Consider the following 18932-nt stretch of genomic DNA (forward strand, 5'->3'; position numbering starts at 1 on the left):
AGAATTTATAGATAAAACAGTAAATACTATGATTAATCATTAGTTAAATATAAAAAATCCTTATCTATTATTAAAAAATAGTATAAAATAGATAATGTTAATATTGCAGAAGAAAGTAGGTGCAGACTTGTTTAAAAAAGAAAGTCAAAAATATAACCTTATATCATATACAAGTGATGAGGATTCAACATTAAAAGAAATACTATTAGATAAATTAAATTTCTCAGTAAGATCTTTATCAAAGATGAAAAGAGAGCAAAGTGTGTTAGTTAATGGAGAATTTAAAAAGCCTAGTACTAAAATAAAAGATGGAGACTTAATAGAAGTTAAAATAGAAGAAGATATGGCTAACTTTGAACCACAAAGTTTAAATCTAGAAGTATTATATGATGATTTCGATATAATAATGGTAAATAAACCTCCATTTATGGTAGTTCATCCAACTAAAAGTCACAGTGATAATACAATAGCCAATGGAATAACGGATTATATTATTAAAAAAAATGAAAAGGTCAAGGTTAGATTTGTAAATAGATTAGATATGAATACATCAGGTCTTGTCATAATAGCAAAGAATGCTTATGCTCATCATACTTTATCGAGAGATATGAGTGAAGATAAGGTAGAAAAGAAATATATAACAGTAGTTAAAGGAATTGTTAAGGATGATTATGGTACTATAAATCAACCGATATACAGACCTACTGAAGATAGTATAAAAAGAGTTGTTGATGAAAGAGGTCAAGCTTCAGTAACTCACTATAAGGTATTAGAGCGATTAAATGATGCAACAGTTTTAGAAGTAAAACTTGAAACAGGAAGAACGCATCAGATAAGAGTTCATATGGATTATATAGGTCATGGTATAATAGGTGATGAGTTATATGGATATGTTGATGAAAATCTTATAAATAGACAAGCTCTTCATGCATATAGTTTATCCTTTGAACAGCCTAGAACTAAAGAAAAATTAGAATTTAAAGCTAATTTGCCAAAGGATATACAAGATTTAATAGAAAAATTAAAATAATTAATTAGAGGTGAAGTTTATGATAATGCATAAGTTTATAATACATGTACTAGATAAGAATAGTGATGTACCAATATTAAATGATTATGAAGGTAAAATAAATCCAGAAGTGGATAAATTCTTCCAAAAAATTATAAAAAGAGTTGCTAAAGATGATGATTTAAGAAAAGGTGTTTTTAAGAACTATAATGAGAATACAATAAAAAATTGTTGCGAACAAATGATATACGATGAAAGTACTTTTTTAGAAAACTCTAAGGAAATAGCAGCATATTTATTTGAAATTATGAAAATAAATGCAGAAATAGATTCTTGTGATTTAGCTATTTGTTTATATACTGTTAAAGATGAAAAATATGTAGCTATACTAAAATTAGACTACAAAAAATTATATACTCATTCAATTGAATTTATAGATGATAAATTCAATATACAAATGATTGCTAATGAAATAGGTATACCAGAAACAGGAAGACAAAAGCAATGTGCGATAGTAGGAATAAGTGGTATAAATGATGAGTTCCATTTAAGACTTTTAGATAAAGATGCAGAAAAAGAAGAAAGTGAATCTAAATTTATAACAGAGTTTTTAAATGCGCAAAAAATAGATGATGATAAATATAAAACTAAAGTATTTAAAAACTCTGCTGAAAATTGGATAACTAATGCATTAAGTGATGATATAAAACAAGCTGAAGATGTTAGAAGTATATTAAACTATACATTAAAAGAAAAGCATGAAATAGATATACATGACTTTGTTGAAAGCTCTATAAAAGATGAGAATTTAAAGGAAAGTTTCAAAGAGCATATGGAAGATAAGGGGTTAGATGAGGGATTTAATATAGATAAAAAGTGGGTAGAAAAGAAGCTTAAGAAAAGAAGTATAAAAACAGACAACGGATTTGATGTAAAAGGAAACTTAGATGATTTTGAAGATCCTATGAAGTATAGTGTAAAACAAAATCCTGATGGAACTATAGATATAACTATTAAGAACGTAAGATTTTACGAAGAAAAATAATAAAAATGCACAAGAATAAATTGATTTCTTGTGCATTTTTGATGCTTAAAACTAAAAAAAGCATATATGATAAACTTAATTTAAATTTAATTATGCTTATAAATACTCATTGTAAAGAAGAGAATTAATGAAATATAAATTAATATATTGACAATTGAAAATATATAGCATATTATTTACATATAAAATCAAATAAATCTTCAGGGCAGGGTGAAATTCCCTACCGGCGGTAAAGCCCGCGAGCCTTAATGGCATGATTCGGTGAAATTCCGAAGCCGACAGTAAAGTCTGGAAGGAAGAAGATAGTATAAACGTTTAAATGAATTATATAATTTTTTATATATTAATTTAGTTAATGTGCTCTGAAATATTTTTATATTTCAGAGCTTTTTTAATTAATAATTTATTAAGACTATCTAATTTATTTTAATATAAAAGGCCCTGAGTAAAAACTTAGGGTATTTTTGTATATTTTGCCAATAGAAGATGATAAATGGGAGAGGTTTAATATGGAAAAAACATATATGAAATTAGCACTCGAACTAGCGAAAATTGGAAATGGTAAAGTCAACCCAAACCCTATGGTGGGTGCGGTTATTGTAAAAGATAATAAGGTTATTGGTAAAGGTTATCATCAAGAATATGGACAAAATCATGCAGAGGTGAATGCCATAAATAGTGCAACTGAAGATATATCAGGCTCAACTATGTACGTAACTTTAGAACCGTGTTCTCATTATGGAAAAACGCCTCCATGTGTGGAGAAAATTATAGAAAGTAATGTATCAAAAGTAGTAATAGCATCACTTGACCCAAATCCATTAGTTTCTGGAAATGGAGTGAAAAAACTTATAGATGCGGGGATTGAAGTTGTTACTGGAGTTTTAGATGATGAAAATAAAAAGTTAAATGAAGTATTTATGAAATATATAGTAGACAAAAAGCCTTTTGTAATTATGAAAGTTGCAATGTCTTTAGATGGTAAAATAGCTACAAGTTCAGGTGAGTCAAAATGGATAAGTTGTGAAGAGTCTAGAAAAGAAGTACACAAACTAAGAAATATAGTTATGGGGATTTTAGTTGGAGTAGATACAGTTATAAAAGATAATCCTAAGTTAACTGCTAGGTTGGAAAATGGTAAAAATCCAATAAGAATAATAGTAGATAGTAATTTGAGAATTCCAATTGATTCAAATGTTATACAAAATATAAAAGAAGCTAGAAGTATTGTTGTAACTACAAATAAAGCTATCAAAGATAAAGTTAAAACCTTAGAAAATAAAGGAGTAGAAGTTTTAATTGTAAATGAAAAAGAAGGTAGAGTAGACCTTAAAGATATGATAGACAAATTAGGCAAATTAAATATAGATAGTATATTGTTAGAGGGAGGTTCTACACTGAATTTTTCAGCACTTAATGAAAAGATAGTAGATAAAATACAAGTTTATATAGCACCTAAGATAATTGGAGGTACAGATTCAAAAACTCCTGTAGGTGGAGAAGGAATAAGGCATTTAAAAGATGCTTTTAAATTAAAAGACATAACTTCAAAAACTATAGGAGAAGATATATTAATTGAAGGATACATAAAAGGAGATGATTAGGGGTGTTTACTGGAATAGTAGAAGAAATAGGCTTTATTGAAAATATAAAAAATGGAGAGAAATCTTCAAAACTTGTTATTAAAGCTAATAAAGTTTTAAAAGATACAAAAATTGGAGATAGTATTTGTACCAATGGTGTATGTCTTACAGTTACTAATATATATAAAGACACATTTGAAGCAGATGTTATGGCAGAAACTTTAAGGTTAAGTAATTTAGGAAAATTAAAAACAAAAAGTAAAGTTAATTTAGAAAGAGCATTAAGTCTTCAGACTAGGCTAGGAGGGCATATAGTAAGTGGTCATATTGATGGAGTAGGAGAAATAACTTCATTAGTTAAAGAAGACAATGCAGTATGGGTAAGTATAAAAGCACCATCTGATATATTAAAATATATTGTCTACAAAGGATCTATTACAATAGATGGAATAAGTTTGACAGTAGCTTATGTTGATGAAGAAATTTTTAAGGTTTCTATAATCCCACATACAGGAGAAGAAACTACTTTACTTTTTAAAAAAATTGGAGAGAGTGTAAATCTTGAATGTGATTTAATAGGTAAGTATGTCGAAAAACTTTTAGGATTTAATAAAAAAAATCAAGAAAGTGATAAAAGTTCTATAAGTATAGATTTTCTTAAAGATAATGGATTCTTTTAATATATATTAAAATGGAGGTTTAGAAAATGTTTAAATTTAATAATATAGAAGATGCAATTAAAGATTTAAAAGAAGGAAAAATGATTATTGTAATAGATGATGCTGATAGAGAAAACGAAGGAGATTTACTAATGGCAGCTGAGAAAGTAACTCCTGAAAGTATAAACTTTATGGCTAAATATGCAAGAGGACTTATATGTATGCCTGTAGATGCAGAAAGATTAAAGAAATTAGATATACATGCAATGGTAAAAAACAATACAGATAATCACGAAACAGCTTTTACAGTATCAATTGACCATATTGACACTACAACAGGTATTTCAGCATATGAAAGAGCCTTAACTATACAAAAGGTTTTAGATGATACTCAAAATCCTCAAGACTTTAGAAGACCAGGACATATATTTCCATTAGTAGCTAAAGAAGGTGGAGTATTAGTAAGAAGAGGACATACTGAAGCAGCAGTTGATTTGTCTAAACTGGCAGGGTTAAAACCAGGTGGAGTTATATGTGAGATAATGAATGATGATGGAACAATGGCAAGAACTCCTCAGTTAATGGAATTTGCAAAATTACACAACTTAAAAATAATAACTATAGATGATTTAGTTGAGTATATAAAACAAAAAGAAAAAGTAGTTGATAGAGTTGTAGAAATAAATATGCCAACTAAGTATGGTGATTTTAAAATGTATGGATTTGTTAATAAATTTAATGGTGAACATCACCTAGCTTTAGTTAAGGGTGATATAAATGAAGAAGATGAAGTACTAACAAGAATTCATTCAGAGTGCTTAACAGGAGATGCATTAGGCTCTAAAAGGTGTGATTGTGGAGAACAATATGATGAAGCTATGAAATATATAGCAAAAGAAGGCAAAGGAATACTTTTATATATGAGGCAAGAAGGAAGAGGAATAGGTCTTATAAATAAATTAAAAGCCTATGCACTTCAAGATCAAGGATTAGATACAGTAGAAGCTAATCTTAAACTAGGATTTGAAGCTGATATGAGGAAATATGATGTGGCTGCAGAAATATTAAAAGATTTAAATGTTAATAAGCTTAGACTAATGACAAATAATCCAAGAAAGATAAGCGAGTTAGAAGAATGTGGTATTGAGGTTGTAGAGAGGGTTCCAATTCAGATGAATCACAATGAAGTAAATGAATTTTATCTAAGAACTAAAAAAGAAAAACTAGAGCATATATTAGAGTATTAAATTAAAAAATTATATATAGTAAATAAAAATACAGGGAGGATTAAAACATGAAAATAATAGAAGGAAATTTAGTACAACAAGATTTAAAAATAGGTATTGTAGCGGGAAGATTTAACGAATTTATAGTTTCAAAATTAGTAGGTGGAGCATTAGATGGATTAAAAAGACATGGAATAGAAGAAGGAAATATAGAATTAGCTTGGGTACCAGGAGCTTTTGAAATTCCATTAGTAGCAAAGAAAATGGCAAAAAGTCAAAAGTATGATGCAGTTATATGTTTAGGTGCAGTTATCAAAGGTTCAACTCCACACTTTGATTATGTATGTGCAGAAGTTTCAAAAGGAGTTGCATCTGTATCAATGGATTTAGAAATACCAGTTATATTTGGAGTATTAACAACAGATACAATAGAACAAGCTATTGAAAGGGCTGGAACTAAAGCAGGTAATAAAGGTTATGATGCAGCTATGACAGCTATAGAAATGTCTAGTTTGTTAAAGCAATTCTAGATAGAAATGTGATGATATTTAATGAAATAGTGTAGTTTATTAGTGCATGTCTATATTATTATTAATAATATAGACATGCACTATAATTTATATAGAATCATATAACTAAATAAGAGGAATGTTAAAGTCTATTACATATTAAGGAGGATATGAAATGGAACCATTACAGAGGCTTTTTAGAGGATCTGATTTTATAGATGATAACCCAATGATGTTATTTTTAATAATAGGAGCAGTAGTATTGTTATTTATGAGTAGCAATGGTGGTTTAGAATGCTTCTTTGAACAAAATAATTCATTAATTTGGATAATTCTTATAGTATTTTTATTATTTATGTTTAATAACAATAACGATTGTTATGATGATTGTTGTTGTTAATTTAATCAATAAAAACCGAGCTAAATAGGCTCGGTTCTTCATTTTAAAAAATTATTTACTTTCTTCTATAAATTTATAAATATCTCCAATTGTCTTAAAATGTTCAGCTTCTTCATCGGGTATTTCTATACCAAATTCATCTTCAAGAGCCATTATAATTTCAACAGCATCTAAAGAATCTGCTTCTAAATCATCTATTAAAGATATATTCATAGTTATCTTATCTACATTATCTATTCCTAATTGATCTGCGATGATTGATTTCATTTTTTCAAACATTATTGCACCCTCCTAAAACGATTTTATAAATTTAATTGTAGTTTAATATAATATTAAAAATTTTTCAATATAGATTTAAGAAAAAGTAATAAAGTTTTATGTAATGAATATAAATTAGTATAGAAGTTTAAACATAGGAGGAATTGTTATGAAGTATGTGGGTTTACTAGTATCATCTATAGGAGTATTTTTAGTAATATTAGCAAATTTTTACTATAATTCAGTAACACTAGATATGCAAAAGATTAGGGATTATGTAGTTGAAAGCAATATTATATTAGAGGATGTAGTTAAAAAAGAAGAACATGTAATTGAAAAGAAAGATGAGTACATATCAAGATTAATAACATTAAAAAAAGGAATAAATAATTCAAAAACTACATTTTTAATAAGTGACTATAAAGAGTATAAAATAAAATCAATAGATAGCTTAATGCAAAGTATATCAGAATGTGAAAATAACAAAATACACTTAGAAGAAGTAAACAAATATAATGAGTTATGCGATGAAGAAGTAGATAAATTAATAATTAATAAGAGTTTTATATAGGTAACTTATTTATTTAAAAGCATATATAATTAATAAAAAGCACTTCAAGTTTAAGGAGGGAAGGTCATGGCAAAATTAGAAGATACGTTATCCCGTTTTTTTGGGGGCAATAATGGCCTTTTTAGTAACGGAATGCTAATAATAATAGTGTTAGTATTTCTTGTATTGTGTACAGATATATTAGATAATTTTTTAGAAAATGATAATGCTTGGATATGGATTATATTAGTGATGCTTTTATTATTTAATTTTGATGATAGTTGTTGCTAATAAATTAGATTAAAGAAATCTTTTGGATTTCTTTTTTTTTGTTTAAATGATAAATAACCTTTTTGATTAAATTTTGTACAAGTAAAAATATAAACTATAAATTAATAAAAAGTAACAATTTTACACATTATTACATAATATTTATTAAATAGGTATTAACAATATATACCTATAAATCAAAAAGGGGGTATAAAAATGTCAAATGAGCAAGGCTTATCACGTTTCTTTGGAAAAGGTTTATGTTGCGAAGGGGGAGGATTAATAATATTAATAATATTAGGAGTTATTCTTTTATTAGGAGAAGATTTACTTGAATGGATATTCTGTGACGAGATGTCATTGATATGGATAGTATTATTAATCTTACTTTTAACTAATTTTGATTTTGATGGTGGATGTTGTTGTTAATAACATAGGGGGCTCTAGTTTGAGCCTCTTTTCAATTATATAAAACTAAAATGTTGCAAAATTAATAAAATTAAAAATAAAAATAAAAAAATTATATAAAAATAATAACACTTTCTAGATAATTACATACTATATTAATGAGAGGGTAAAGGCCCTAAAGACAGCTAAGTACTTGCATAAATAAGTATATGTATATTTAGGAGGGGATTTGTGTGAGTAGTAAATTAACGAGAGTGTTTGATTGTTTTGGAGGAGGAGGATGGTGGATAATAGTACTGTTCTTCTTATTCATGGCTTTCCAAGAGAGCTGGAGTGAAATATGTATAACTGATTGGATACCATTTTTAATATTATTATTAATTCTATGTGCATGCGGAGGACTTGCAGAAGAAGGTTTGGGATGTCTTGATAATGATTTTGAATGTGGATGTTAATGAGCTGAGCTAGTATCAATAAAAAAAGGTGCAATTTGCACCTTTTTTGTTGACAGTTATACAAATTATTTAATCTAGAATCAATATTATAAAAATAAAATAATATAACTAATATTGTGAAAATATGATGATATATAATAAAAAAATTAAATGGAAATTACTATCACAAATTATAAGTGTTGCATATTATATGTTAAGAGTGAAAGCTCAATAAATTAAATATCAACAGGAGGTAGCAAAATGTTAGATAGATTTTTTGGAGAAGGCGGATGTTTTGGAGGAGGCGCTTGGTGGATAATAATATTATTTTTCTTATTCTTAGCATTCGGAGAAGCATGGGATGAAATATGTATAACAGATTGGATTCCGTTCTTAATTTTATTATTAATACTTTGTAGCTGTGGAGACGTTTTTTAGTAACAAATCTTAAATAATTCTATAGTATATAATATGTAAAAAGTCAGCATGAAAATATATAGTTGACTAAGAAGTAAATATACAGAAAACGTATATTAGAAGTTAAATATTTTAATGGGAGGACTTTATTATGTTAAGTAGATTCTTTGGAGAAGGTGGATGTTTTGATGGAGGCGCTTGGTGGATAATAGTATTATTCTTCTTATTCTTAGCATTCGGAGAAGGCTGGTGTGATATAGATATAATGTCATGGATACCTTTCTTAATATTATTATTAATAGCATGTTCTTGTGCAGGATTATTTGAGGACGGAGGATGCTGTTGCTAATAAAATAATTTATAAAAAAACGTCGGTATTTTAATATCGACGTTTTTTTATAAAAACTTAACATAAAAATAATTAATTATATAAATAAATAATAAGTAAGTATATTATTTTGAATAAAAATATAAAATAAATACATAATTAAAATAAGAAAGATTTACATAATATTTAAGAATCTATTTATATAATTGAAAAGATATGATAAAATAGAATTTTAATGATAAAGCAAAGCAACTTCAAATAAATAAAAATAAAGGCAAGGAGGGATTTGACATGAAAAATAACATAACTATAAAAGATGTAGCAAAGCAAGCAGGTGTTTCTATATCTACTGTATCTAGAGTTATAAATGATTCAAAACCAGTAACGGACGAAGTAAAGCAAAAAGTTTTAGATGTTATAAAGGAGACAGGATATATTCCAAATCCGCTTGCAAGAAGCTTAGTGACTAAAAAAAGTCAATTAATAGGAGTAATAGTGCCTGAGTTATCGGATTCTTTTGTAAATGAAATATTAAACGGAATTGAAGAAGTGGCTAAAATGTATGACTATGATATTCTTTTAGCAAATACTTATTCTAATAAAGAACAAGAACTAAAGAGTATAAACTTATTAAGAGCTAAGCAAGTAGAAGGTATAGTAATGATTTCTTGGAAAGTAGAAGAAGAGCATATAAACTATATTCAAAGTTGTGGAATGCCAGCAACATATATAAGTAAAACAGCTAGAAATTATGATATACACACAGTAAGCACGAGTAATAAAGAAGCTACTTATGACATGACTAAGTATCTTATAAACAAAGGACATGAAAAAATAGCATTTATAATGACAAGCAAAGATGATACTGTTCTTGAAATGGAAAGATTATCAGGATATGAAGAGGCTTTAAGTGAAAACAATATAAAATTAGATAAGAGTCTAATAAAAAATGGTGGAACTACTTATGAAACAGGTTATGAAAGTATGAAAGAATTATTAGATGAAGGCATAATTCCTCATGTAGCATTTGTAACAGGTGATGAAGCTGCCATAGGAGCTATAAATGCGATATGTGATGCTGGATATAAAGTACCAGAAGACATATCTGTAGCAGGATTTAATGATGTTAAAATAGCTAAAATGTATAGACCTAAATTAACGACAGTAAACCAACCATTATATGATATGGGTGCAGTTGCTATGAGAATGGTAATAAAAATGATAAATAAAGAGGCATTAGAAAATAAAAAGATAGAACTACCATATAGAATAGTAGAAAGAGAAAGTGTTATAGATAGAAAATAAATATAATTTTTCCTTAAAGGAAGCATATTATCTAATTAGATAATATGCTTTTTTTGATATATAAAATTAAATATCTAAAAAGAGAGAAGGATTGTAAAAATATATAGAGAACTATTTATTGTAATATATATAGAGAACTATTATAGGATGATATTATAAATATATCATTTATAAATCTACTTATTTAAAAATTACTTACTTTTAATATAAGTAGATTAATAATACTAAGGGGGATAAACTATGAATAAAGTATTAATTGATGGAAATAGTTTAACTATAGAAGAGGTAGTTAATGTTTCTAGAAAAAATTATGAAGTTGAATTAACTGAAGAAGCCTTAAATAAAGTAAAGATAGCTAGAGACTTAGTGGATAAGCTAGTTGATGAAGAGAAAATATCATATGGTATAACAACTGGTTTTGGAAAGTTTTCAGACGTGGCAATATCAAAAGAAGACGCAAAACAACTCCAAAGAAACTTAATAATAAGCCATGCTTGTGGAGTGGGCAATCCTTTAAGTGAAGATATAGTAAGATCTATTATGTTACTTAGGGTAAATGCACTTTCTAAGGGTCACTCAGGTATAAGAATAGAGACATTACAAACTTTAGTAGAAATGATAAATAAAGGTGTTCATCCAATAATACCAGAAAAAGGGTCTTTAGGAGCATCTGGAGATTTAGCTCCACTGTCTCACATGGTACTAACTATGTTGGGAGAAGGAGAAGCAATATATAAGGGAGAGAGATTAAGCTCTAAAGATGCTATGGAAAAAGCAGGTATAAAAGTTTTAGAGTATCTATCCTCAAAAGAAGGATTAGCACTTATAAATGGAACTCAAGTAATGACAGCGGTTGGTTTGTTAACAGTATATGATTCAATTAACCTATTAAAAACAGCAGACATAGCATTAGGTCTGACTATAGAAGCTTTAAATGGAATAACATGTTCTCTAGATGAAAAAGTACATAATGTAAGACCGCATAAAGGTCAAATAAATACAGCAAAAAATGTATTAGAAATAATAAAAAATAGTGAAATGACCACTAAACAAGGTGATATGAGAGTTCAAGATGCATATTCTCTAAGATGTTCTCCACAAATTCATGGAGCAAGTAAAGATGCATTAGAATATGTAAAAAATAAAATAAATATAGAAATCAACTCAGTAACAGACAATCCAATAATATTCCCAGAATTAGAAGAAGTTATATCAGGAGGCAATTTCCATGGTCAACCAATGGCATTAAGCTTTGACTTTTTAGGAATTGCTTTAGCAGAAATTGCGAATATATCAGAAAGAAGATTAGAAAAATTAGTTAACCCAGCAATAAGTCATGGATTACCAGCATTTTTAGTAAATCATGGAGGATTAAATTCAGGTTTTATGATAGTTCAATATAGTGCGGCATCATTAGTATCAGAAAATAAAGTTTTAGCACATCCAGCAAGTGTAGACTCAATACCGTCATCAGCAAATCAAGAAGACCATGTATCTATGGGAACAATAGCAGCAAGAAAAGCAAAAGAAATAATGGAAAATGCAAGAAAAGTATTATCTATGGAAATTTTAGGAGCAGTTCAAGCAATAGACTTAAGAGGTAAGAAAAACTTAGGTGTAGGAACAGAAGCAGCCTATAAAGTAGTAAGAGAACATACTTCTTTTGTAGATAAAGATAGAGTAATGTATAAAGATATTAATATTAGCGAGGAAATAATTAAGAAAAATTTATTAGTTGAAGCTGTAGAGAATGCATTAGAAGATAGTTTATTAATAGATGAAGATACTTTAGCTAAAAGTACAGTTTAGTATAATTTAGGAGGTATAAATATGGAAAAAATATTAAATATTTTAAATAAAGATATAGAAGAATCTATGAGTATAAAGATAAAATATATTCCAGAGAAAACGCCAATGTTTATAGAAGGAATAAGAAGAGCTCCAAAAAGAGAAGCGAAGTTATCAGAGAGTGATATTAAGTTAGCGTTAAAAAATGCATTAAGATATATACCAGAAGAATATCATGAAGAACTAGCACCTGAGTTTTTAAATGAATTGATGACAATGGGAAGAATTTATGGTTATAGATTTAGACCAGAAGGCAACTTAAAAGGAAAATCTATAGATGAATATGAGGGAAAATGTATTGAGGGAAAATCATTCCAAGTTATGATAGATAATAATTTAGATTTTGATATAGCTCTTTATCCTTATGAACTTGTTACTTATGGGGAAACAGGTCAAGTGTTTCAAAACTGGATGCAATATGTAGTAGTTATGGAATATTTAAAAGTTTTAACACAGGATCAAACTTTAGTACTTCAATCAGGGCATCCATTGGGATTATTTAAATCAAAACCAGATTCTCCAAGAGTGATATTAACTAACGGACTTATGATAGGAATGTTTGATAATCAAGAAGAATGGAAAAGAGCAGCTGCAATAGGAGTGTCCAACTATGGACAAATGACTGCAGGCGGATGGATGTATATAGGTCCTCAAGGAATAGTACATGGAACATACTCTACACTTTTAAATGCAGGTAGATTAGTATTAGGAGTAGATCAACATTCTGATTTAGCAGGAAAGTTATTTGTAACTTCGGGACTAGGTGGAATGAGTGGAGCACAAGGTAAAGCTGTAGAAATAGCAGGTGGAGTTGGAATAATTGCTGAAGTTGATTACTCTAGAATAGAAACTAGGTACACTCAAGGATGGGTAAGTAAAGTTGCAAATACTTGCAGTGAAGCATTTGAAATGGCTCAAGAGTGTATTGAAGGTAAAAAGCCTTGTGCAATTGCATACCATGGTAACATAGTAGACTTACTAGAATATGCAGTAGAAAATAATATACATATAGATTTACTTTCTGATCAAACATCTTGTCATGCTGTTTATGATGGAGGTTATTGTCCACAAGGAATTACTTTTGAAGAAAGAACTAGATTATTAGCACAAGATAAAGAAACATTTATGAAATTAGTGGATGAAACGTTAATAAACCATTTTAATGTAATAAAAAAATTACATGACAGAGGAGTTTATTTCTTTGATTATGGAAATAGTTTTATGAAGGCTGTTTATGATGCAGGATGTAGTGAAATTTCTAAAAATGGTGTAGATGAAAAAGATGGATTTATATTCCCATCATATGTTGAAGATATATTAGGTCCTCAATTATTTGATTATGGGTATGGTCCATTTAGATGGGTTTGTTTAACTGGTAAAGAAGAAGATTTAGAAAAAACAGATAAAGCTGCTATGGATATAATAGATCCTAATAGAAGATATCAAGATAGAGACAATTGGGCTTGGATAAGAGATGCAAAGAAAAATGCATTAGTAGTTGGTACACAAGCAAGAATACTTTATCAAGATGCTATGGGAAGAACAAATATAGCACTTAAATTTAATGATATGGTAAGAAAAGGAGAAATAGGACCAGTAATGTTAGGTAGAGATCATCATGACGTGTCTGGAACAGACTCTCCATTTAGAGAAACATCTAATATAAAAGATGGAAGTAACATAATGGCTGATATGGCTACTCATTGCTTTGCAGGAAACTGTGCAAGAGGAATGAGTTTAGTAGCATTGCATAATGGTGGAGGAGTCGGAATAGGTAAATCTATCAATGGTGGATTTGGAATGGTTCTTGATGGATCTCAAAGAGTTGATGATATATTAAGGTCATCTATGCCATGGGATGTTATGAATGGAGTTGCGAGACGTGCTTGGGCTAGAAATGAAAACTCTATAACTACTGTTATTGAATATAACAAGATGTGTGAAGGTAAAGATCATATAACACTTCCATATATAGTTGATGAAGACTTAATAAATAAAGTTATAGAAAAAAATATTTTATAAAAAAGAAATTAAATTTATACACTTAATAAATAGTAAATAATTAATTATTTACTATTTATTACTAATATTTATAAATCATAGAGGGGGGCTAAAAATGGCTATAGTACAATGTGTACCAAATTTTAGTGAAGGTAGAGATTTAGAAAAAATAGAGAAAATAGTAAATCCTTTAAGAGGAAAAGAAGGGGTCAAATTACTTAACTATGAAGCAGACAAAAACTATAACAGATTAGTAGTTACAGTAATAGGGGAACCAGAAAAAGTAAAAAATGCAGTACTAGAATCAATAGGAGTTGCAAAAGACGTTATAGATATGAATGTTCATAAAGGACAACACTCTAGATTTGGTGCTACGGATGTATGCCCATTTATACCTATAAAAGATATGACTATGGAAGATGCTATAAATATAGCAAACAAATTAGGACAAGAAGTAGCTGAGAAATATGAAATACCAGTATTTTTATATGAAAAAGCTGCTAGTAAACCTGAAAGAGAAAACTTAGCTACAGTTAGAAAAGGTGAATATGAAGGACTAGATACTAAGTTTGAAGATTCTAATTGGGCACCTGATTATGGACAATCTAAAAAACATCCAACTGCAGGAGCAATAGCAATAGGTGCTAGAAGACCTCTTATAGCTTATAATATAAATCTTGATACTCAAGATATAAGTATAGCAAGTAATATTGCTAAGACTATAAGATTTTCAAGTGGTGGATATAGATATATAAAAGCAGGACCAGTAGAAATACCAGAAAGAAAAATAACTCAAGTAACTATGAACTTAACTGACTATACTAAAACTAGTATGTATAGAGCTTTTGAAGCTGTAAAAATGGAAGCCAAAAGATATGGAGTTAATGTTACAGGTAGTGAAGTTGTAGGATTATGTCCTATGGAAGCTCTTATAGATGTAGCAGGATATTACTTAGGATTAGAAAATTTTAGCTTAGATAAAGTACTAGAAACTAGCTTAATGGAGTAGATAATATGAGAGTTGATTTAGTTATAAAGAATATAGGAAAGCTTGTTACAGGTAAGGACTCAGGAAGACCTAAAATAGGCCAAGAAATGAATAAATTAGATATTATTGAGGATGCATATATAGCTATAAAAGACGGTAAAATTATAGATATAGGCAGTAAAAATGATTATAAAAATATAATAAACGATTATACAAAGATAGAAGATGCAAAAGGACTTTTAGTAACACCTGGTTTAATAGATTCTCATACGCATTTAGTGCATGGAGGCTCTAGGGAAAATGAATTTTCTCAAAAATTATCCGGAGTACCTTATATAGAGATACTAAAGCAAGGTGGAGGGATATTAAGTACTGTAAAATGCACTAAAGAAGCAAGCTGTGAAGAGTTGTATAGTAAGGCAAAAAAAAGTTTAGATAGAATGTTAGAATTTGGAGTTACAACTGTAGAATCAAAAAGTGGGTATGGATTAGAGTTAGATACAGAAATAAAGCAACTAAAAGTAGGAAAAGATTTAGAAAAAAATCATCCCGTAGATTTAGTTCATACTTTTTTAGGGGCTCATGCAATTCCGATAGAATATAAAGAAAATCATAAGCCATTTATAGATATAATAGTTGATGAAATGATGCCTAAGGTTAAAGAATTAGGATTGGCGGAGTTTTGTGATGTATTCTGTGAGGATGGAGTATTCACGATAGAGGAAACAGAGTATATATTATCTAAAGCACGAGAAATGGGATATAAATTAAAAATTCATGCAGATGAGATAGTATCGCTAGGAGGAGCTGAATTATCAGCAAAACTGAAGTGCACATCATCAGACCATTTAATGGCAGCAAGTGAAGAAGGTTTAAAAATGATGGCTCAAAATAATGTAATAGCTAATATACTTCCAGGAACATCGTTTAATTTAAATAAAGCATATGCAGATGCAAGAAAGATGATAGATTTAGGAGTGCCAGTATCATTATCTAGTGATTATAATCCGGGAAGTTGTCCAAGTGAGAACTTACAGTTTGTAATGCAATTAGGATGTTTAGGACTAAAAATGACACCTAATGAAGTATTAAATGCAGTTACTATAAATGCAGCCTATGCTATAGATAGGCAAAATGAGATAGGATCAATAGAGATAGGAAAAAAAGCTGATTTAGTAGTATTTGATGCACCTAATGTAGAATATCTTATGTATCATTTTGGAATAAATCATGTAGATAGAGTGTACAAAGCGGGGGTATTAGTAGTAGAGAATAGACAAGCTATTTATGATAATATATAAATCAATTAAAGAGGGAGAATCAAACTATGAAATTAATAGATATGAGTGTGGTTGAATTTTCAGATGAAGTAGATTCTAATTCACCAGCACCAGGGGGAGGGTCTGTAGCTGCTTTAGCCAGCAATATAGGGATCGGACTTGCCAGAATGATGGCTCATTTAAGTTTTGGAAAGAAAAAATATGAAGCTTTAGATGAAAGCATAAGGTTAGAGTTTGTTGATAGATTTAATAAGATGGCAGATATAAGAAAAGAGTTAGTGGAACTTATAGATAAAGATACAGAATCTTTCAATGAAGTCATGAAAGCTATAAAAATGCCAAAGGAAACAGAAGAGCAAATCAAATTTAGAAACAGTACTATTCAAGATGCAACTTTATTTTCTATAGATGTACCATTTAAAACAGCTAAATTATCCCTTAAAGCATTAGAATTATTAGAATACTTAGTTGAATATGGAAACCAAAATGCAATAACAGATATAGGTGTAGGAACATTAATGTTATATACAGGATTAGAAGGAGCAATACTTAATGTAAAAGTAAACTTAATGGGACTTGATAATAAAGAACTACATGATAGCTATAGCAATAGTTGTAAAGAGATTTTATCAAATGCAAAGGTTATAAAAGATAATTTAATGCAAGGCATTCATGTTAAATTAGAGAACTAAAAAATATAGCTAGAGTTAAATTTAACTCTAGCTATATTTTTTATAATACTAAGAAATTATAGATTATCTATTTTTGATAATTATATTTACTACTTTAATTATCATCTTTTTTGGAAGGAGAGACATTCTATTTTATATACCTAATTTATAAGGACTAATTATTCTCCTTGACTTGGCTTTTTAATTTTTTTTACAACCTTCTTTGTCTTTTTACTAGGTTTAGAATCGGATACTTTTTCATTTGATTGAGAATTATTATTATTAGAACTGGATTTTTTGTTATTTTTTTTAGTTGGATTTGATTCTTTAGATGGTTTAGAATCTAAATTAGATTTTTTTTGTTTGGATTTTTTACTGTCTAATTTATTTTGCATTTCAGCATCAGATATTTTATTCATTATTGTATCTAATTTTTTGCGCTGATTTTCATCTAAAAAGGTTTTAAATTTAGATACAACCTCATCTCTTCCTTGTAAAGTTTGCCCTATTTTTATTAATTCCTCCATAAGTTCATTTTCTGATTTTCCCATATAATTATCAGCAATTTTTTCGATTTTATCTTTGTCTATATTTTTTTCTTTAGCCATTTTTTCTAAAGCGTCTGTATTTAGTTTTTTCATAAAAATGCTCCTTTCTATAATATATATTGAATTTACCTCATATTATTTATATATAGAAATAATTTATAACTTGTGAAAGATATAGATTGAGATAAATAAAATTTCTTATAAGTAATGTATATGCAAAAAAACTAAAAAAAGTAACACTAATAACAAAGAAAACATACTTTATATATGAGGGAGAAGTATATTTTAAGGGGTGACGATGATTGAATAATATACTGTTGATACTTGGAATGATTGCATTAAGTAACGGAAATATATCGCTAGGTGACCTATCGCTATTTGATAATAAAAATAAATCAAAATCAAAGAAGACAGCAGACGATACGACAAGCGTTTTATCAAGTAAAAGGCAAGCACCAAATAAAGAAAATTCTGTAAAACCCAAAATTTCTAAGAAAGTTAAAAAGAAAAAGGAGACAAAGAGAAGTGAAAATATGTTTGGATTTAATATGGATGATATAAACAAGGGAATGAAGCTTATGGATTTAAGTGATGAAGATCTAGAGCGTGGAATGGAAATAATAACTAGAACTAAAAAATATATGTCTACAGATGAAAAAAAGGTTTTAGTAAAAGTTGAAAGCGTATTAGATTTAGTTAGAGGCATCAAAAAACTTAGTAATATAGATGATATAGAAGAAGATGAGACAAATTTTTTTAGGAGCATGGACGAAGAAGATAAAAAAAATATGATGATAAAAGAAATATTAGAAGTATTTCCTGAAAAGAGAAAAGAGTCAATTGAAAAAGCTATAGACATGAAAAAGAAAATAGATTTATTTGCAGAATTATTTTTACCAGATGATTTTGGAGAGGGTGGATTTAGTTTAAGTTCATTAGCAAATATAAATAATTTAGGAAGTATGAATAATTTAAAACTATTGGGAAGTCTCTTAAGAGTAGATGACAATAATAATAACGATGATGAAGAATACGAAGATTATGAATATGAATATGATCACGAAGAAGAAAATAGTGAAATTAGCGATTACATACATAAAGATGAGGATTAATGTAGAAAAAGATCTTAATATTTGTAATAATTACTATATAAAACCACTTTAAAAATATTTAATTTTATTATATAATAAGAATA

At 28.3% G+C, this 18932-nt stretch carries 22 protein-coding genes and 1 riboswitch; of the genes, 20 read left to right on the plus strand and 2 right to left on the minus strand.

From position 1 onward, the window contains the following. The first annotated feature begins 127 nt into the window (after window positions 1–127). From VLM92_RS04850 to VLM92_RS04880, 7 genes are all read left to right on the plus strand, one after another. A complete protein-coding gene (locus VLM92_RS04850) occupies window positions 128–1030 on the plus strand; it encodes an RluA family pseudouridine synthase (RefSeq protein WP_325275261.1) in 903 nt (300 codons plus the stop codon). Between the two features lie 19 nt (window positions 1031–1049). Continuing rightward, complete coding sequence (locus tag VLM92_RS04855) at window positions 1050–2054, plus strand: nucleoid-associated protein (RefSeq protein WP_325275228.1); 1005 nt, start codon at window positions 1050–1052, stop codon at window positions 2052–2054. 192 nt (window positions 2055–2246) lie between these two features. Continuing rightward, window positions 2247–2362: riboswitch (FMN riboswitch) on the plus strand. A 201-nt stretch (window positions 2363–2563) separates the two neighbouring features. After that, window positions 2564–3658: a bifunctional diaminohydroxyphosphoribosylaminopyrimidine deaminase/5-amino-6-(5-phosphoribosylamino)uracil reductase RibD gene (gene ribD, locus VLM92_RS04860; protein ID WP_325275229.1), complete on the plus strand. Its 1095-nt coding sequence runs from the start codon at window positions 2564–2566 to the stop codon at window positions 3656–3658. A 2-nt stretch (window positions 3659–3660) separates the two neighbouring features. Beyond that, a complete protein-coding gene (locus VLM92_RS04865) occupies window positions 3661–4317 on the plus strand; it encodes a riboflavin synthase (RefSeq protein ID WP_325275230.1) in 657 nt (218 codons plus the stop codon). Between the two features lie 26 nt (window positions 4318–4343). Next, window positions 4344–5543: a bifunctional 3,4-dihydroxy-2-butanone-4-phosphate synthase/GTP cyclohydrolase II gene (locus VLM92_RS04870; RefSeq protein ID WP_325275231.1), complete on the plus strand. Its 1200-nt coding sequence runs from the start codon at window positions 4344–4346 to the stop codon at window positions 5541–5543. 47 nt (window positions 5544–5590) lie between these two features. Further along, on the plus strand, window positions 5591–6052 hold the full coding sequence (gene ribE / locus VLM92_RS04875; protein ID WP_325275232.1) for a 6,7-dimethyl-8-ribityllumazine synthase: 462 nt from the start codon (window positions 5591–5593) through the stop codon (window positions 6050–6052). Window positions 6053–6206: 154 nt separating this feature from the next. Continuing rightward, window positions 6207–6431, plus strand: coding sequence for a hypothetical protein (locus VLM92_RS04880; RefSeq protein WP_325275233.1), 225 nt, complete (start codon window positions 6207–6209; stop codon window positions 6429–6431). 51 nt (window positions 6432–6482) lie between these two features. Here VLM92_RS04880 and acpP read toward each other — a convergent pair whose 3' ends face one another. Continuing rightward, window positions 6483–6710 (minus strand): acyl carrier protein, encoded by a 228-nt coding sequence (gene acpP, locus VLM92_RS04885; RefSeq protein ID WP_325275234.1) that lies wholly within the window; start codon window positions 6708–6710, stop codon window positions 6483–6485. Window positions 6711–6858: 148 nt separating this feature from the next. Between acpP and VLM92_RS04890 the strand changes: the two genes are divergently transcribed. The 12 genes from VLM92_RS04890 to VLM92_RS04945 all read left to right on the plus strand — a co-directional run bounded on the left by VLM92_RS04890 (window position 6859) and on the right by VLM92_RS04945 (window position 17210). After that, entirely contained in the window at window positions 6859–7260 is a 402-nt protein-coding gene (locus tag VLM92_RS04890; protein WP_325275235.1) for a hypothetical protein, read from the plus strand. Window positions 7261–7326: 66 nt separating this feature from the next. Next, window positions 7327–7530 (plus strand): hypothetical protein, encoded by a 204-nt coding sequence (locus VLM92_RS04895; RefSeq protein ID WP_325275236.1) that lies wholly within the window; start codon window positions 7327–7329, stop codon window positions 7528–7530. Window positions 7531–7725: 195 nt separating this feature from the next. Next, window positions 7726–7938 (plus strand): hypothetical protein, encoded by a 213-nt coding sequence (locus tag VLM92_RS04900; RefSeq protein WP_325275237.1) that lies wholly within the window; start codon window positions 7726–7728, stop codon window positions 7936–7938. A 212-nt stretch (window positions 7939–8150) separates the two neighbouring features. Then, window positions 8151–8372 (plus strand): hypothetical protein, encoded by a 222-nt coding sequence (locus tag VLM92_RS04905; RefSeq protein ID WP_325275238.1) that lies wholly within the window; start codon window positions 8151–8153, stop codon window positions 8370–8372. A 240-nt stretch (window positions 8373–8612) separates the two neighbouring features. Next, window positions 8613–8789, plus strand: coding sequence for a hypothetical protein (locus tag VLM92_RS04910; protein ID WP_325275239.1), 177 nt, complete (start codon window positions 8613–8615; stop codon window positions 8787–8789). Between the two features lie 130 nt (window positions 8790–8919). Beyond that, on the plus strand, window positions 8920–9117 hold the full coding sequence (locus VLM92_RS04915) for a hypothetical protein (protein WP_325275240.1): 198 nt from the start codon (window positions 8920–8922) through the stop codon (window positions 9115–9117). A 270-nt stretch (window positions 9118–9387) separates the two neighbouring features. Continuing rightward, window positions 9388–10401, plus strand: coding sequence for a LacI family DNA-binding transcriptional regulator (locus VLM92_RS04920; RefSeq protein ID WP_325275241.1), 1014 nt, complete (start codon window positions 9388–9390; stop codon window positions 10399–10401). A 240-nt stretch (window positions 10402–10641) separates the two neighbouring features. After that, a complete protein-coding gene (hutH, locus tag VLM92_RS04925) occupies window positions 10642–12210 on the plus strand; it encodes a histidine ammonia-lyase (protein WP_325275242.1) in 1569 nt (522 codons plus the stop codon). A 21-nt stretch (window positions 12211–12231) separates the two neighbouring features. Next, window positions 12232–14271: a urocanate hydratase gene (locus tag VLM92_RS04930; RefSeq protein ID WP_325275243.1), complete on the plus strand. Its 2040-nt coding sequence runs from the start codon at window positions 12232–12234 to the stop codon at window positions 14269–14271. A 94-nt stretch (window positions 14272–14365) separates the two neighbouring features. After that, window positions 14366–15259, plus strand: coding sequence for a glutamate formimidoyltransferase (gene ftcD, locus VLM92_RS04935; RefSeq protein ID WP_325275244.1), 894 nt, complete (start codon window positions 14366–14368; stop codon window positions 15257–15259). 5 nt (window positions 15260–15264) lie between these two features. Beyond that, window positions 15265–16539 (plus strand): imidazolonepropionase, encoded by a 1275-nt coding sequence (gene hutI / locus VLM92_RS04940; protein ID WP_325275245.1) that lies wholly within the window; start codon window positions 15265–15267, stop codon window positions 16537–16539. A gap of 26 nt (window positions 16540–16565) precedes the next feature. Then, the gene (locus VLM92_RS04945) at window positions 16566–17210 is read left to right on the plus strand and encodes a cyclodeaminase/cyclohydrolase family protein (protein WP_325275246.1); all 645 of its coding nucleotides are present in this window, start codon (window positions 16566–16568) and stop codon (window positions 17208–17210) included. 158 nt (window positions 17211–17368) lie between these two features. On the opposite strand, the gene VLM92_RS04950 is transcribed toward VLM92_RS04945, so the two are convergent. After that, a complete protein-coding gene (locus tag VLM92_RS04950) occupies window positions 17369–17830 on the minus strand; it encodes a hypothetical protein (RefSeq protein ID WP_325275247.1) in 462 nt (153 codons plus the stop codon). A gap of 236 nt (window positions 17831–18066) precedes the next feature. Between VLM92_RS04950 and VLM92_RS04955 the strand changes: the two genes are divergently transcribed. Next, a complete protein-coding gene (locus tag VLM92_RS04955) occupies window positions 18067–18849 on the plus strand; it encodes a hypothetical protein (RefSeq protein ID WP_325275262.1) in 783 nt (260 codons plus the stop codon). Window positions 18850–18932: the final 83 nt, after the last annotated feature.

The organism is Romboutsia sp., from assembly GCF_035470145.1.
Taxonomy (GTDB): Bacteria; Bacillota; Clostridia; order Peptostreptococcales; family Peptostreptococcaceae; genus Romboutsia_D.